We start from the raw sequence: 13,554 nt of genomic DNA on the forward strand, positions 1-13,554 counted from the left end.
TCCTGGGGGATCGATATAGCGCCTCGCTAGACTGGTCGCGTGACTCAACGCCTCTTGCTTATCGACGGCCACTCCATGGCATTCCGTGCCTTCTACGCGCTCCCGGCGGAGAATTTCTCCACGTCCGGTGGGCAGCACACGAACGCGGTCTACGGGTTCCTCTCGATGTTTTCCAACATCCTCGCCGAGGAGCAGCCCACGCACGTGGCTGTTGCCTTCGACGTCGGGCGGACAACGTTTCGGACCGAGAAGTTCCCCGAGTACAAGGCCCAGCGCGAGGCCTCCCCGCCGGAGTTCAAGGGCCAGGTCCCGATCATCGAGGAGGTCTTAGACACCCTCGGTGTGGTGACCTTATCCAAGGAACACTTCGAGGCCGACGACATCGTGGCCACCCTGGTGACCGAGGCGCGCGCGGAAGGCGGGTTCGATATCGTGCTCGTCTCCGGCGACCGCGACTACATCCAGCTTGTTGACGCCAAAACGACCCTCCTTTACCCAACCCGCGGCGTGTCCACTATGACGCGCTTTACCCCGGAGAAGGTCGAGGAGAAATACGGGCTCACCCCGGTGCAGTACCCGGATTTCGCGGCGCTGCGCGGCGACCCCTCGGACAACCTGCCCTCGGTGCCGAAGGTGGGGGAGAAGACCGCGACCAAATGGATCGTCGAACACGGCGACCTCGAGAGCCTGATCGCGCACGCGGACGATATCAAGGGCGTGGCCGGTGCGAACTTCCGCGAACGCATTGACCAGGTGCGCCTCAACCGCGAGCTCACCCAGATGGTCACGGACGTCGAGCTGCCCGTCGGCCCCGCGGATCTGGCGCTCAAGCCCGCCGACGTCGCCGCCGTGGCCGCGGCGTTCGACGACCTCGAGTTCGGCGTGAACCTGCGCGAGCGCGTCCTCGCCGCCGTGCCGACGCTTGGCGAGGTACCCGCGGGCGAGGAGGCGGAGCTCGCGGAGATCACCGTCGAGTCGGCGCCGCTTGATCAGTGGCTCTCCGCGCGCGAGGGCCAAGGCCTCGCCGTCTACCTCACGGGATCCGGCGCCCCGGGCATGGGGGACGTCTCGGCGCTGGCGATCGTCGATAAGCAGCGCCGCGGGATCCAGAAGGAGGCCGCCGAGCTGAGCCCCGCGGAAGATGAGGCGCTCGCGCGCTGGGCGGAATCGGCTGACCCGAAGTTCTTCCACGACGCCAAGGCCGCCTACCACATGCTCAAGGGCCGCGGGATCACTCTCGGAGGCATCGCGCACGACACCGCGATCGCCGCGTACCTGCTGCGCCCCGGCCAGCGCACCTACGAGCTCGCTGACGTCTACCAGCGGCACCTGCAGCGCCAGCTCGACCAGGGGGGCGACCAGCTCAGCCTGCTTGGCGATTCGACGCTGATCGATTCCGCGGCCGCGATCCTCGAGCTCGCCGCCGAGCTGGCGCGGCAGCTGCGCGGAATCGATTCCTACGAGCTCTACGCTGACCTGGAACTGCCGCTGGTGGCAATCCTCGCCGAGATGGAGAACGCCGGCATCGCCGTCGACGTCGACGTGCTCGAGGACCAGCTCAACGACTTCCGCGCCAAGGTCGACGAAGTCGAGCAGCACGCGCGCCAGCTTGTGGATGAGCCCTCGCTCAACCTCTCGAGCCCGAAGCAGCTCCAGGTCGTGCTCTTTGACAAGCTGGGTCTGCCGAAGACGAAGAAGACCAAGACCGGCTACTCCACCGCGGCCGGCGAGATCGAAGCCCTGGCAGAGAAGAACCCGCACCCGTTCCTCGACGCGCTGCTCGCGCACCGCGAGTACCAGAAGATGAAGTCCACCATCGAAGGCCTCATCAAGGCAGTGCTTGACGACGGCCGCATCCACACCACCTTCAAACAAACCGTGGCCTCGACCGGCAGGCTCTCCTCGACCGATCCAAACCTGCAGAACATTCCCGTCCGCACGGAGGCTGGGCGCAAGATCCGCTCCGCGTTTACCGTAGGCAAGGGATACGAGTGCCTGCTCACCGCGGACTACTCGCAGATTGAGATGCGCGTTATGGCCCACCTCTCCGGCGACGAAGGCCTCATTGAGGCCTACCGGGCGGGGGAGGACCTGCACAACTTCGTCGGCTCCCGCGTTTTCGACGTGCCCATCGACCAGGTCACCCCCGAGCTGCGACGCCGCGTTAAGGCAATGTCCTACGGTCTTGTCTACGGGTTATCCGCCTACGGCCTGTCCAACCAGCTCTCCATCTCCGCCGGCGAGGCGAAGTCCATCATGGAGAGCTACTTCGAGCGCTTCGGCGGGGTCAAGCGCTACCTTGACGAGGTCGTGGAGAAGGCGCGGGAGGTGGGCTACACCTCGACCGTCTTCGGCCGGCGCCGCTACCTGCCGGAGCTGACCAGCGACAACCGCGTCGCCCGCGAGAACGCCGAGCGCGCCGCTCTCAACGCGCCGATCCAGGGCACCGCCGCCGACATCATCAAGGTGGCGATGATCCGCGTCGACCGGGCGCTTGCCTCGTTTGACTCCCGCGTGCTGCTGCAGGTCCACGACGAGCTCGTCGTGGAGGTCGCACCGGGCGAGCTCGACGAGGTGCGCGAGATCGTCGAGCGCGAGATGGATAGCGCGATCGAACTACACGTGCCGCTGGAGGTCTCGGCCGGCACTGGCGCGAATTGGGACGAAGCAGCGCACTAGGGCCTCATTGCCCCCGTGTAACAAAGATCGCCGTACCCGGAAAAATGCGCCCTCGCTCCGGGGACCACTGGCCCCAGGGAATGGATACTCCTTCGGGCCATTCGGGCTCGAGGACGTCGAGTAGCTCGAGGCCCGAGCCGCGAAGGGCGCGCACCCAATCGCCGAATGTCCGGTGGTATTCGGCGTAGGTAAGCGTGCCGGTATCGTCGTACTCTTCGTAGGCGCGCGCGAAATAGCTGATCTCCGCGGTCAGCGAGCCAGGATCGTCGGGGAACACCCAGCGCATGGGGTGTGTCACGGAGAACACGAAGCGACCGCCCGGGACGAGGACGCGGCGGATCTCGGCGAGCGCTGCAGCGACATCGCGCACGAACGGCAGCGCGCCGAAGGCGGAGAATGCGACGTCGAACGACGCGTCCCGGTAGGGAAGCGCGAGCACGTCGGCCTGGGCGAGGGAAACGTTGTGGCGCGCCCGCGCTAGCATCCCCGCCGAGATGTCGAAACCCGTGACGAAGCCGACCCCGTCGTCGGCGAGCCAGGACGCGCACGGAGCTGAACCGCAGCCGATCTCGAGGACGCGGGCTTGTGAGACGTCGCCAAGCAAACGCGCGTCCTTCTCCGAGAGCATCTCGGGGCACCAGTAGAAACCGTCCAGATACTCCGGGTGCTCTGCGTGGTAGCGCCGCGCATCGGCGTCCCAAAAGAGGCGGTTGGCCGCTACTTCGGGGGCGGGGGAGACGTCCATCGGGTGCACCTTTCGCGTATTTGCTCTACTAGGTTATTTTGACTACCCTGTCAAGGGCGTGTCTGCGTTACGGGGCAATTTTGGCTGTATAGGAGGGCCAAAATCGCGCCCGCGATGAGATCACAACCGTGAGAGACGCGCTCCTGTCCACTTTCGATCTCCTATCTTTTCGGAGCACTTTACAAACATGCCCACTTCCAACGCACCCCAGGTTGCCATCAACGACATTGGCAGCGCTGAGGACTTTCTTGCCGCCGTCGACGCCACCATCAAGTACTTCAATGATGGCGACATCGTCACCGGCACCGTCGTCAAGGTCGACCACGACGAGGTTCTCCTCGACATCGGGTACAAGACCGAAGGCGTCATCCCGACCCGCGAGCTCTCCATCAAGCACGACATCGACCCCGATGAGGTCGTCGAGGTCGGCGACGAGGTCGACGCGCTTGTCCTGACCAAGGAGGACAAGGAAGGCCGCCTCATCCTGTCCAAGAAGCGCGCGCAGTACGAGCGTGCCTGGGGCACCATCGAGGAGCTGCAGAACAACGACCAGCCCGTCACCGGCACGGTCATCGAGGTTGTCAAGGGCGGCCTTATCCTCGACATCGGCCTTCGCGGCTTCCTGCCGGCCTCCCTCGTCGAGATGCGCCGCGTGCGCGACCTCGACCCCTACATCGGCCAGGAGCTCGAGGCGAAGATCATCGAGCTGGACAAGCACCGCAACAACGTCGTGCTCTCCCGCCGCGCATACCTTGAAGAGACCCAGTCCGCAGTCCGCTCCGACTTCCTGCACCAGCTGCAGAAGGGCCAGGTTCGCAAGGGTGTCGTCTCCTCCATCGTCAACTTCGGTGCCTTCGTCGACCTCGGCGGCGTTGACGGCCTCGTCCACGTCTCCGAACTGTCCTGGAAGCACATCGACCACCCGTCCGAGGTTGTCACCGTGGGCGACGAGGTTACCGTCGAGGTGCTCGACGTCGATCTAGACCGCGAGCGCGTTTCCCTCTCGCTCAAGGCAACCCAGGAAGATCCGTGGCGCGTCTTCGCCCGCACCCACGCCGTGGGCCAGATCGTCCCGGGCAAGGTGACCAAGCTTGTGCCGTTCGGCGCGTTCGTCCGCGTCCAGGAGGGCATCGAGGGCCTCGTCCACATCTCCGAGCTGGCCCAGCGCCACGTCGAGGTCCCGGACCAGGTTGTCACCGTCGGTGAAGAGGTCATGGTCAAGGTCATCGACATCGACCTGGACCGCCGCCGCATCTCGCTCTCGCTCAAGCAGGCAGACGAGGACTACTCCGAAGAGTTTGATCCGTCCCGCTACGGCATGGCCGACTCCTACGACGAGCAGGGCAACTACATCTTCCCGGAGGGCTTCGACCCGGAGACCAACGAGTGGATGGAAGGCTACGACGAGGCACGCCAGGAGTGGGAGGCCCGCTACGCCGAGGCCGAGCGCCGCTTCCAGGCGCACACCGCCCAGATCGAGCGCCAGCGCGCTGCCGCCGCCGAGGCCGCCGAGCAGGGCGCAGGCCAGTCGAACTACTCCTCCGAGTCCGCTGACGCCGCAGCTCCGGCAGCGTCCGCGCCCGAGGAGTCCATCGGCTCCCTGGCTTCCGACGAGCAGCTCGCGGCCCTGCGCGACAAGCTCGCCGGCAACTAGGTCCGTGCACTAGGGCGCTCCCTGAAGGGCACCTGCGCGAAAGCCCCACCCGGTCTTACCCGGGTGGGGCTTTTTTCGTGCGTCAGGGCTGGGGTGGGGAGCAGTATCTGGTGTGTCCTAGACGGGAAGGCCCCGGCACTGCGAGCGACGGCCGAATAGTAGCCCACCCGGAAAAGTCCGCAATGCGGTGTCCACACCCAGACCGAACCCGCCTCACTCTGCAGCTGCAGAGTCGAGTCATGTCCATACTGGGCTGCTTCCGAAGGTGTGCCAGTGAGCGAGGTTTTTAGGAAGTGTTCCGGCGCCTCGGGAGAAGGCACTAAGAGCCGGTCTCGCTTAAACCCGCTGCGCTAGCATGGCAGGCATGTTCACAATCGGTCTTACGGGCGGCATCGGCAGCGGAAAGTCTACGGTGGCCAAGATGTTCGCTGATGCTGGGTTCCCGGTCGTCGACGCTGACCAGGTGGCCCGCGACAACATGGCGCCAGGCTCGCCAGTGTTGGCGGAGGTGGCCAGGGTCTTCGGCGAGGATCTCATCGGCGCAGGCGGGGAGCTCGATCGCGCGGAGCTAGCACGGCGAGCGTTCGCGAGCGAGGAGCAGACGCGCAAGCTCAACGAGATTACGCACCCGGCGATTCGGAGGGAGTCGGATCGCCGCTTCGCTCAGCTAGAGCAACGGGGGGTTAAAGCGGCGGTCTACGATATGCCGCTGCTCGTCGAGCTCGGCCTCAATGAGGAGATGGACCTAACGGTCGTGGTGGATGTCGCTGCGGAGGAGCGGGTTCGGCGCCTCGTGGAGCACCGCGGGTTGGACGAGGGGGATGCGCGAAACAGGATCGCTCGGCAAGCCGGGGACGAGGAGAGGCGGGCGAGGGCCGATATCGTGATCGATAACAACGGCTCGCTCGAGGAGCTTCGGGCGCGGGTTGAGGGGGTCGTCGATAAGATTGAAAAAATGTTATGAACAGTTAAACTATTGGACAAGTCCCATTAACAACGGTTGTTTATTATCACCCCTCATGGGAACGTGGAACTGGGGGCCATTCGACAATGACGTGGCCGAGGACACCGTGAGGCGGCTGGCCGACGGGTCCTTCCGCATGGATCAGTTTCGGTTCGATTGCTCCGATGCGCACCTGGATACGGAGCAGGTCCAGGCGCTCATCGCGCTGGCCGCGGTGATGAACGGCCATGGCCCGGCCGGCAGCGTGCCTCTGGCGCCGCGCTTGAGCTTCGAGGATCGCCGCTGGGTCGAAGCCAAGCTGCGCGAGGCGATGAGCCCGGAGGGCTCCGAGCTCTACGGCATGTGGAGCGATGCCGGCGAGCTGCACCAATGGCTGGAGGCGACGGCGAAGGCGGTCCACTAAGGGCGCGCTGCCAGCACTGGCGATACACTGGAGCGCATGGCATTTGCTGCAGAGCACCCGGTCCTCGCGCACTCTGAGTTCCGCCCGGTCGGCGAAATTGAGCGCCGCGAGAAGCCCTTCGAGGTCGTCTCCGAGTACGAGCCCTCCGGTGATCAGCCCGCCGCGATCAAGGAACTCGACGAGCGCCTCAACCGCGGGGAGAAGGATGTGGTGCTCCTCGGAGCGACCGGTACAGGTAAGTCGGCCACGGCGGCGTGGCTCATCGAGAAGCAGCAGCGGCCCACCCTGGTCATGGCCCCGAATAAGACGTTGGCGGCCCAGCTGGCCAACGAGCTGCGCCAGCTCTTACCTAACAACGCGGTGGAGTACTTCGTCTCCTACTACGACTACTACCAGCCGGAGGCGTACGTCGCGCAGACGGATACCTATATTGAGAAGGACTCGTCGATTAACGACGACGTCGAGCGCCTGCGCCACTCCGCAACCTCGGCTCTGCTTTCTCGTCGCGACGTCGTGGTGGTCGCCTCGGTCTCGTGCATCTACGGCCTGGGCACCCCGCAGTCCTACCTCGATCGCTCCGTTGTCTTGCGCGTGGGGGAGGAGGTCGAGCGCGATCGCTTTTTGCGCCTGCTCGTGGACATCCAGTACGAGCGCAACGATGTCTCCTTCACCCGCGGGACCTTCCGCGTGAAGGGCGATACGGTCGACATCATCCCGGCCTACGAAGAGGTCGCGGTGCGCGTGGAGTTTTTCGGGGACGAAATTGACTCCCTCTATTACATCCATCCGCTCACCGGCGAGGCGCTGAGCAAGGAAGACGAGCTGCGCATCTTCCCGGCGACGCACTACGTTGCCACCGACGAGCGCATGGAAAAGGCCGTGGAGGCGATCAAGCTTGAGCTGGCGGATCGCCTCGAGGAGCTCGAGGGCAAGGGCAAGTTGCTCGAGGCGCAGCGGCTGCGGATGCGCACGGAGTACGACCTGGAGATGATCCAGCAGGTGGGTTTTTGCTCCGGGATTGAAAATTACTCCCGCCACATCGATGGCAGGCCGGCGGGCTCGGCGCCGGCGACGCTGATTGATTACTTCCCGGAGGACTTCCTCACCATTATCGACGAGTCCCACGTCACCGTTCCGCAGATCGGCGGCATGTTTGAAGGCGACATGTCGCGCAAGCGCAACCTCGTGGAGTTCGGCTTCCGCCTGCCCAGCGCGGTGGACAACCGCCCGCTGACGTTCGACGAGTTTGCCTCGCGCATGGGCCAGGTCGTCTACATGTCGGCTACCCCGGGCGACTACGAGCTCGAGGCGAGCGGGGGCGAGTTTGTCGAGCAGGTCATTAGGCCGACCGGCCTGGTGGATCCGAGCGTCGAGGTGCGCCCGACAAAGGGGCAGATCGATGACCTCATCGAGGAGATCCGCCAGCGGGTGTCCAAGGATGAGCGCGTCCTGGTGACCACCTTGACCAAGCGGATGGCGGAGGATTTAACGGACTACCTGCTCGATAACGGCATCAGGGTGCGCTACCTCCACTCCGATATCGACACGCTGCAGCGCGTGGAGCTCTTGCGCCAGCTCCGCCTCGGCGAGTACGACGTCCTCGTGGGCATCAACCTGCTGCGCGAGGGCCTCGACTTGCCCGAGGTCTCTCTCGTGGCCATCCTCGACGCGGACAAGGAAGGCTTCCTGCGCTCGACGAAGTCGCTGATCCAGACCATCGGCCGCGCGGCGCGAAACGTCTCGGGTGCGGTGATCATGTACGCCGATTCGGTCACCGATTCCATGCGGGATGCGATCGAAGAGACGGAGCGCCGCAGGGAGAAGCAGCTCGCCTACAACAAGGAGCACGGCATTGACCCGCAGCCTCTGCGCAAGAAGATCGCCGACATCCTCGACCAGGTCTACGACAACGACAGCGAGAGCGAGGGCGCTGTGTCCGGGGGCGAGACTGCGGTCGTCGATAAGCCGGACGTGTCCGAGATGACGTCGGGCGACGTGCAGAAGCTTATCGACGACCTCACCGGGCAAATGGGAGCCGCGGCGCGCGAGCTCAAGTTCGAGCTCGCCGGCCGGCTGCGTGACGAGATCGCGGATTTGCGCAAGGAGCTGCGTGGTATGAAAGACGTTGGGGTCTAGGACACCCTCAAAAGGAAAGGACAGTGAAGAGATAATGCACGGCTACACCTCGATCGCGGTGGGCACCGATGGATCACCGACCTCGCTGGTGGCGGTTCGCTCCGCCGCGAGCCTGGCCCGCGCGTTCGACGCCGACCTCACCGTGATCTGCGCGCACTATAGCGCCAACACCTCTCTGCTCAACACGGCGAACGGCGAGCAGGCCAAGGTCGACATCGTCTCGGTCGACGATGCGAAGCGGGTGCTCGAGGTTGCGGAGCGCATCGCGAAAGAGGAGCAGGCGCCGAGGGTGAACCTGCAGATCAAGTCGGGCCAGCCCGCGCAGGTGATGATTGACGCAGCGCAGGAGTTCGGCGTCGACCTCATCGTCGTCGGGAACAAGGGGATGCGCTCCCTGGCGGGCCGCGTCTTCGGCAACATCCCCGGCAACGTGGCCAAGAAGGCCCCGGTCGACGTCCTTTTGGTGGACACCCGGGCGGAAGGGCACGACTGAGACCATGTCCGACGACTACTCAACCATCGTCGTCGGCACCGACGGCTCTGAGTCGTCGCTGCTGGCAGTAGCTAAGGCGGCGCGCCTCGCGGCTGCGCTGGGCGCCAAGCTCGTCATCGCCACCGCCTACTACCTCTCGCCCGAGGACGCGGCGAGCGCCAACCGGAGCGGATCCGCGACCATTCTTGGCGACGCCCAGGCGCGCGCCAACCTCGCCCAAGCGCGCGAGCACGCCCTCGGCGCGGGGGCACACGACGTCTCCGTCGCGGCGAGGGAGGGCACCCCGGTTGAGGCGCTCGTCGGCATCGTCAGCGACGTCGAGGCGGACCTCCTCGTCGTGGGCAACCGCGGCATCAACACGCTGACGGGCCGGCTACTCGGTTCCGTGCCCGCCGACGTCGCCCGCCAATCGGACTGCGACGTCATGATCGTCCACACGGTGAGCTAGCTCGCCGGGTCCCACCCCAGCCCGTCGCCGATCACGCTGAGCGTTTGGGTCGCCCTGGTCACGGCGACGTAGAGGTCCTGCCACCCCTGCGGCGAGGAGCCGACGATCTCGGCGGGCGAGACCACCACGACGTGGTCGAACTCGAGGCCCTTGACGGCGGCGACGTTGCCGCGGCTGATCACGCCCACCGAGCGCTCGTCATCGCCCTTCAGCCCCGCGGCGATGCGATCCGGGTCCGTCCCGGGCGGAAAGAAGCGCACCGGCACTCCGGTGGAGCGGATGGCGGAGGCGGGGGTGGCCTCAGGATCGATGCGCTCGAGGATCCGGTTTGCCAGTTCCATGATCTCCACCGGCGTGCGGTAGTTCACGGTGAGCTCGTGGAGGCGGTAGCGCGTGCCCACAAAGGGCCCCAGCGCCGCGCGCCAGTCGTCGGTCCCCGCCGGCGCCGAGGTCTGCGCGGTATCGCCCACCAGCGTCATCCACCGCGAGGGGCAGCGCCGGAAGATCATCCTCCACTCCATCGCGGTGAGCTCCTGGGCCTCGTCGACGATGACGTGACCGTAGGCCCACGTGTGGTCCTCCCGCGCGCGCTCCGCCGTGCTGCGGTGGGCGGAGACCCGCTGGCGGTTCGCCAGCGTCTCGGCGTCGATGACGTCGTGGGCGGAGAGGATCTCCGCCTCGAACTGGTCATCGTCGTTGTCGGTGGACTCCGAGGAGGAGAGAATCTCGAGCGCGTCCTCCGCCTCCGCGACGAGCTGGCGCCACTGCTCCTCCTCGGCCTTGCGGCGCTGCTCCGGGTCAACGACGCCGATGAGGATGGACAGCTCGTCGATGAGCGCGGCGTCGGAGGGCGTGGTGGGGGAGCCGGGAGCGCGGTAGAGCGCCTGCCGGGTGTAGTCGTCGTAGTCGCCGGCGGCGGCTTCGATCGCCTCCCGCGAGGTCAACAGCCCCTCGAGCACGGAGGCGGGCTCGAGTGCGGGAAAGTAGGTATCGATGAGCTGCGCGACCTGCGGTTCATCGGCGAGCTCGTCGTGGAGCTCGTCGATATCCGCGGTGCCCAGCAGGTTCTCCCCGCCGAGCGGGTCCGCCCCGATGCGCTCGGCGAGCGCCTCCGCGAGGGACTGGGTGAGGTGTTCGGCGAAAACGGCGCGGGCCTCGTTGTGCGGCTTGCGCGAGCGGCGCGCCCGCGTCCGCGCCGCCTTGACCATCCCCGGCGTCGCGCTCAGCGGGATCGAGCCGATGGTGAGCTCGACGGGAGCGGCGGGGACGGTTTCGAGTGCTTGGACGGCCCGCTTGAGTATGGTGACCATCTCTTCTGAGCCCTTCACCTCGCGGGCTGCCAGCTCCTCTCGCTCGGTCTGGGGGTGAAATCCTGGCACAAGGGAGTCGATGGTGCCGAGCACGACGCCGGTTTCGCCGAGTTCGGGCAGCACCCGGGAGATGTAGTCGAGGAAGGTGCGGTTCGGCCCCACGATGAGCACACCGGTGCGCGCGAGCTGCTCGCGCCAGGTGTAGAGAAGGTAGGCGACCCGGTGGAGCGCCACCGCCGTCTTCCCCGTGCCCGGGCCGCCCTGGACGACGAGCGCGCCGCGCGTCGGGTCGCGGATAATCTCGTCCTGCTCGCGCTGGATCGTCTCCACAATCGAGCGCATCCGCCCGGTGCGCGCGGAGTTCATCGCGCGCCGCAGGGCGGCCTCGGAGCCCACGTCGGACTCCCGCCCGAGCTCGGCGTCCGCGCCGGAGAGGACCTCGTCGTCCACGGCGAGGACCTCGCGGCCCTTCATCCGGATAGTTCTCCTGCGCTCCACGCCCTCCGGGTGCGCTGTCGTTGCCAGGTAGTAGGGCCGGGCGAGGGGAGCGCGCCAGTCCAGCAAGAGGCTGCGGTAGCCCTGCGCCCGGTCTTCCATCCCGATGCGCCCGATGTAGCGGCGGTCCATCCCCTCGCGGCCCTCGATCGGGTTGTCGGGGTCATCATCGGCGATGTCGAGGCGACCGAAAACGAGGCCGACCTCGGCGATGGCGAGGGTGTCGAGCTTGGAGTTCAGCGCGTGGTAGCGCGTCTCTCGGCGCACGAGCGCGTCCGGGTCCGGGTTATCGGGGTCGACGTCGGCTTGGACGGCCTCAAGCTCCGCGCGCGCGGCGGCCACTGCGTCATCGAGGCGCGCAAAAAGCGTATCGACGTACCCTTGCTCGCGTTCGATCTCGTCCGAACCGCTCACCCATGCACCTCCGTCAGGCGATTCCCGCGCCGCGCGACCTGCGGCCGTAAAGGGCTCATTATACCAGCCAAAACAGCGAAACCCCGCGGCCGCCGGGGGGCGACGCGGGGTTCTAGCGGCGTGGAACGGCCGGGGTTAGCCGAGCTTCTTCTGGGCCTGCTTGACGGCCTTCTCGGCGCGCTTGCGCAGCTGTTTGACGGTCTTCTCCGCCTTCCGCTTCTGGCGGCGCGACGGGGCCGCATCGAGGTTGTCGAAGGCGTCCTTCAGTCCGGAGACGGCGTCTTGCGCGCGGCCCTGAAGCTTGCTTGCCTTGCGCTTGGCCTTGACCTTGTCCAGGGTCGAGGGCTCAAGGGCGTCGAGGGAAGACTGCAGGGTGGAGACGACGTCGGAGGCAACGCCCTTGACCTTGCGCTTCGCCTTGGCCTGCTCGCGCTTGCTGGGCTTGGCGTCCTTGTAGGCCTCCTGGGCCTGCTCGGTTGCGTCCGAGATCCAGTCGGAGGCGTTGTTGAGCAGGGAAGAGGTCTGCTTCTTCGCGTCCTGCGCCAGCGACGAGGCGGTCTTCGCCCAGTCGTCCTTGTTGTCATCGACGTAGGACGTCACCTGGTCGGTGGCATCGGAGATCCAGGAACCGGCCTTGTTCAGGGCCTTCTCGGACTCCGACTGGGTGGGCAGAGCCTGCTGGACGTTCTTCTTCGCGGTGCGGGCGGCGTTCTTGGCGCGCCACGACAGCCCGGGGTTGCCGTCGGTGTCGACGGTGGCGAGGAGGACGCCGCCGAGCAGGGCAGCATCGGTGATCGCGCCGCTGCGGCGGCGGGCCTTCTCTTCGTCGTCGCTCGCTTCCCAGAACGCGTGGCGGCCGACGATGGAGGGCACGGCGGTCACGGCGAGCAGGGCGGCCGCGGTGCGCGGAGCCTTACCCAGCGCAAAGAGGGAACCCGCCCCGGCCTTCACGCCGCCGACGATCTGCGCTGCGGTCTCCGGGGAAGACGGGAGGTAGGAGCCGTAGGGGGCGGGCACGACGGAGCGCACCTTCTTGAGCACAGACTCCGCGCTCTCGCGGTGGGAGGAGGGGTTAATGACGGTCTCGACTCCGTCGACCACGTAGACGGAGGCGAGCAGCGGTCGGGCAAGCTTGCGAATCATAGGATCACGTTCCTTTACATGATTGTTCGGTTATCTATCACGCCAGTTTAGACAAAATTGCTCACCAGCGTCGCTGCCACCACTCGTCGAGGCTTTCGCGCTCGTCCCCGAGCGTCGTTGGGGCCCCGTGACCGGGGTGGACGACGGTGGAGTCCGGGTAGGCGTCGAAAAGCCTCTCCTTGACGTCGGTGAACAGGCGCACGAACTCCGCCTCGCCGTCGGTCTTGCCCAGCCCGCCGGGAAAGAGGCTGTCGCCGACGAAAGCGTGGGGGACGCCGTCGATTACCGCAACGAGCGCCAACCCGCCCGGCGTGTGGCCGCGCAGGATCAGCGTGTCGAGGGCGCGGCCGGCGAAGTCGATGTGCCCACCTTCGGAGACCTCGACGTCGACGCCCGCGGGCAGCGCCGGGGCATCGAGGTGGGAGGCGACGTGGGTCGCGCCGGTGCGCTCGAGGACCTCGGCGAGCGCGCCGGTGTGATCGGCGTGCCGGTGCGTGGTGAGCACGGTGGTGATGCGCACCCCGGCCTCGCGCGCCATGTCCATGATCGCGGCGGCGTCCGCGGCGGCGTCGATAAGCAGGCCCTCGCCGTCGGCCGCGAGAAGGTAGACGTTGTTGTCCATAGAGGAGACGGACATGTGATGGAGCGTCAATGGTTGCGTCATGGCACC

11 protein-coding genes are annotated in these 13,554 nt (G+C 66.4%); 7 read left to right on the top strand and 4 right to left on the bottom strand.

Annotated elements, in window-relative coordinates; genetic code table 11:
* Positions 1–75: 75 nt before the first annotated feature.
* On the top strand, positions 76–2,679 hold the full coding sequence (gene polA / locus C3E79_RS05080) for a DNA polymerase I (protein WP_108405067.1): 2,604 nt from the start codon (positions 76–78) through the stop codon (positions 2,677–2,679).
* A gap of 4 nt (positions 2,680–2,683) precedes the next feature.
* Here polA and C3E79_RS05085 read toward each other — a convergent pair whose 3' ends face one another.
* The gene (locus C3E79_RS05085) at positions 2,684–3,424 is read right to left on the bottom strand and encodes a class I SAM-dependent methyltransferase (protein WP_108403937.1); all 741 of its coding nucleotides are present in this window, start codon (positions 3,422–3,424) and stop codon (positions 2,684–2,686) included.
* A 187-nt stretch (positions 3,425–3,611) separates the two neighbouring features.
* Between C3E79_RS05085 and rpsA the strand changes: the two genes are divergently transcribed.
* From rpsA to C3E79_RS05115, 6 genes are all read left to right on the top strand, one after another.
* Positions 3,612–5,078: a 30S ribosomal protein S1 gene (gene rpsA / locus C3E79_RS05090; RefSeq protein WP_108403938.1), complete on the top strand. Its 1,467-nt coding sequence runs from the start codon at positions 3,612–3,614 to the stop codon at positions 5,076–5,078.
* A 364-nt stretch (positions 5,079–5,442) separates the two neighbouring features.
* The gene (gene coaE / locus C3E79_RS05095; RefSeq protein WP_108403939.1) at positions 5,443–6,042 is read left to right on the top strand and encodes a dephospho-CoA kinase; all 600 of its coding nucleotides are present in this window, start codon (positions 5,443–5,445) and stop codon (positions 6,040–6,042) included.
* Positions 6,043–6,097: 55 nt separating this feature from the next.
* Positions 6,098–6,445 (top strand): DUF4259 domain-containing protein, encoded by a 348-nt coding sequence (locus C3E79_RS05100; protein WP_108403940.1) that lies wholly within the window; start codon positions 6,098–6,100, stop codon positions 6,443–6,445.
* Positions 6,446–6,481: 36 nt separating this feature from the next.
* Complete coding sequence (uvrB, locus tag C3E79_RS05105; RefSeq protein ID WP_108403941.1) at positions 6,482–8,581, top strand: excinuclease ABC subunit UvrB; 2,100 nt, start codon at positions 6,482–6,484, stop codon at positions 8,579–8,581.
* Between the two features lie 34 nt (positions 8,582–8,615).
* Positions 8,616–9,074: a universal stress protein gene (locus C3E79_RS05110; protein ID WP_108403942.1), complete on the top strand. Its 459-nt coding sequence runs from the start codon at positions 8,616–8,618 to the stop codon at positions 9,072–9,074.
* Between the two features lie 4 nt (positions 9,075–9,078).
* Positions 9,079–9,522, top strand: a complete 444-nt coding sequence (locus C3E79_RS05115) for a universal stress protein (protein WP_108403943.1) — start codon at positions 9,079–9,081, stop codon at positions 9,520–9,522.
* On the opposite strand, the gene C3E79_RS05120 is transcribed toward C3E79_RS05115, so the two are convergent.
* The 3 genes from C3E79_RS05120 to C3E79_RS05130 all read right to left on the bottom strand — a co-directional run bounded on the left by C3E79_RS05120 (position 9,519) and on the right by C3E79_RS05130 (position 13,548).
* Positions 9,519–11,741, bottom strand: coding sequence for a HelD family protein (locus tag C3E79_RS05120; RefSeq protein WP_108403944.1), 2,223 nt, complete (start codon positions 11,739–11,741; stop codon positions 9,519–9,521). The two genes, C3E79_RS05115 and C3E79_RS05120, sit on opposite strands and share 4 nt — an antisense overlap.
* A gap of 135 nt (positions 11,742–11,876) precedes the next feature.
* The gene (locus C3E79_RS05125) at positions 11,877–12,884 is read right to left on the bottom strand and encodes a DoxX family membrane protein (RefSeq protein ID WP_108403945.1); all 1,008 of its coding nucleotides are present in this window, start codon (positions 12,882–12,884) and stop codon (positions 11,877–11,879) included.
* Positions 12,885–12,945: 61 nt separating this feature from the next.
* The gene (locus C3E79_RS05130) at positions 12,946–13,548 is read right to left on the bottom strand and encodes an MBL fold metallo-hydrolase (protein WP_108403946.1); all 603 of its coding nucleotides are present in this window, start codon (positions 13,546–13,548) and stop codon (positions 12,946–12,948) included.
* Positions 13,549–13,554 lie beyond the last annotated feature (6 nt).

The organism is Corynebacterium liangguodongii (assembly GCF_003070865.1).
GTDB lineage: Bacteria > Actinomycetota > Actinomycetes > Mycobacteriales > Mycobacteriaceae > Corynebacterium > Corynebacterium liangguodongii.

Excerpts from the sequence above, each read along its gene's own strand:
- C3E79_RS05085 (WP_108403937.1), bottom strand. The coding sequence starts at position 3,424 with ATGGACGTCTCCCCCGCCCCCGAAGTAGCGGCCAACCGCCTCTTTTGG.
- uvrB (WP_108403941.1), top strand. The coding sequence starts at position 6,482 with ATGGCATTTGCTGCAGAGCACCCGGTCCTCGCGCACTCTGAGTTCCGC.
- C3E79_RS05130 (WP_108403946.1), bottom strand. The coding sequence starts at position 13,548 with ATGACGCAACCATTGACGCTCCATCACATGTCCGTCTCCTCTATGGAC.
- C3E79_RS05115 (WP_108403943.1), top strand. The coding sequence starts at position 9,079 with ATGTCCGACGACTACTCAACCATCGTCGTCGGCACCGACGGCTCTGAG.
- C3E79_RS05125 (WP_108403945.1), bottom strand. The coding sequence starts at position 12,884 with ATGATTCGCAAGCTTGCCCGACCGCTGCTCGCCTCCGTCTACGTGGTC.
- rpsA (WP_108403938.1), top strand. The coding sequence starts at position 3,612 with ATGCCCACTTCCAACGCACCCCAGGTTGCCATCAACGACATTGGCAGC.
- C3E79_RS05100 (WP_108403940.1), top strand. The coding sequence starts at position 6,098 with ATGGGAACGTGGAACTGGGGGCCATTCGACAATGACGTGGCCGAGGAC.
- C3E79_RS05110 (WP_108403942.1), top strand. The coding sequence starts at position 8,616 with ATGCACGGCTACACCTCGATCGCGGTGGGCACCGATGGATCACCGACC.
- coaE (WP_108403939.1), top strand. The coding sequence starts at position 5,443 with ATGTTCACAATCGGTCTTACGGGCGGCATCGGCAGCGGAAAGTCTACG.
- polA (WP_108405067.1), top strand. The coding sequence starts at position 76 with ATGGCATTCCGTGCCTTCTACGCGCTCCCGGCGGAGAATTTCTCCACG.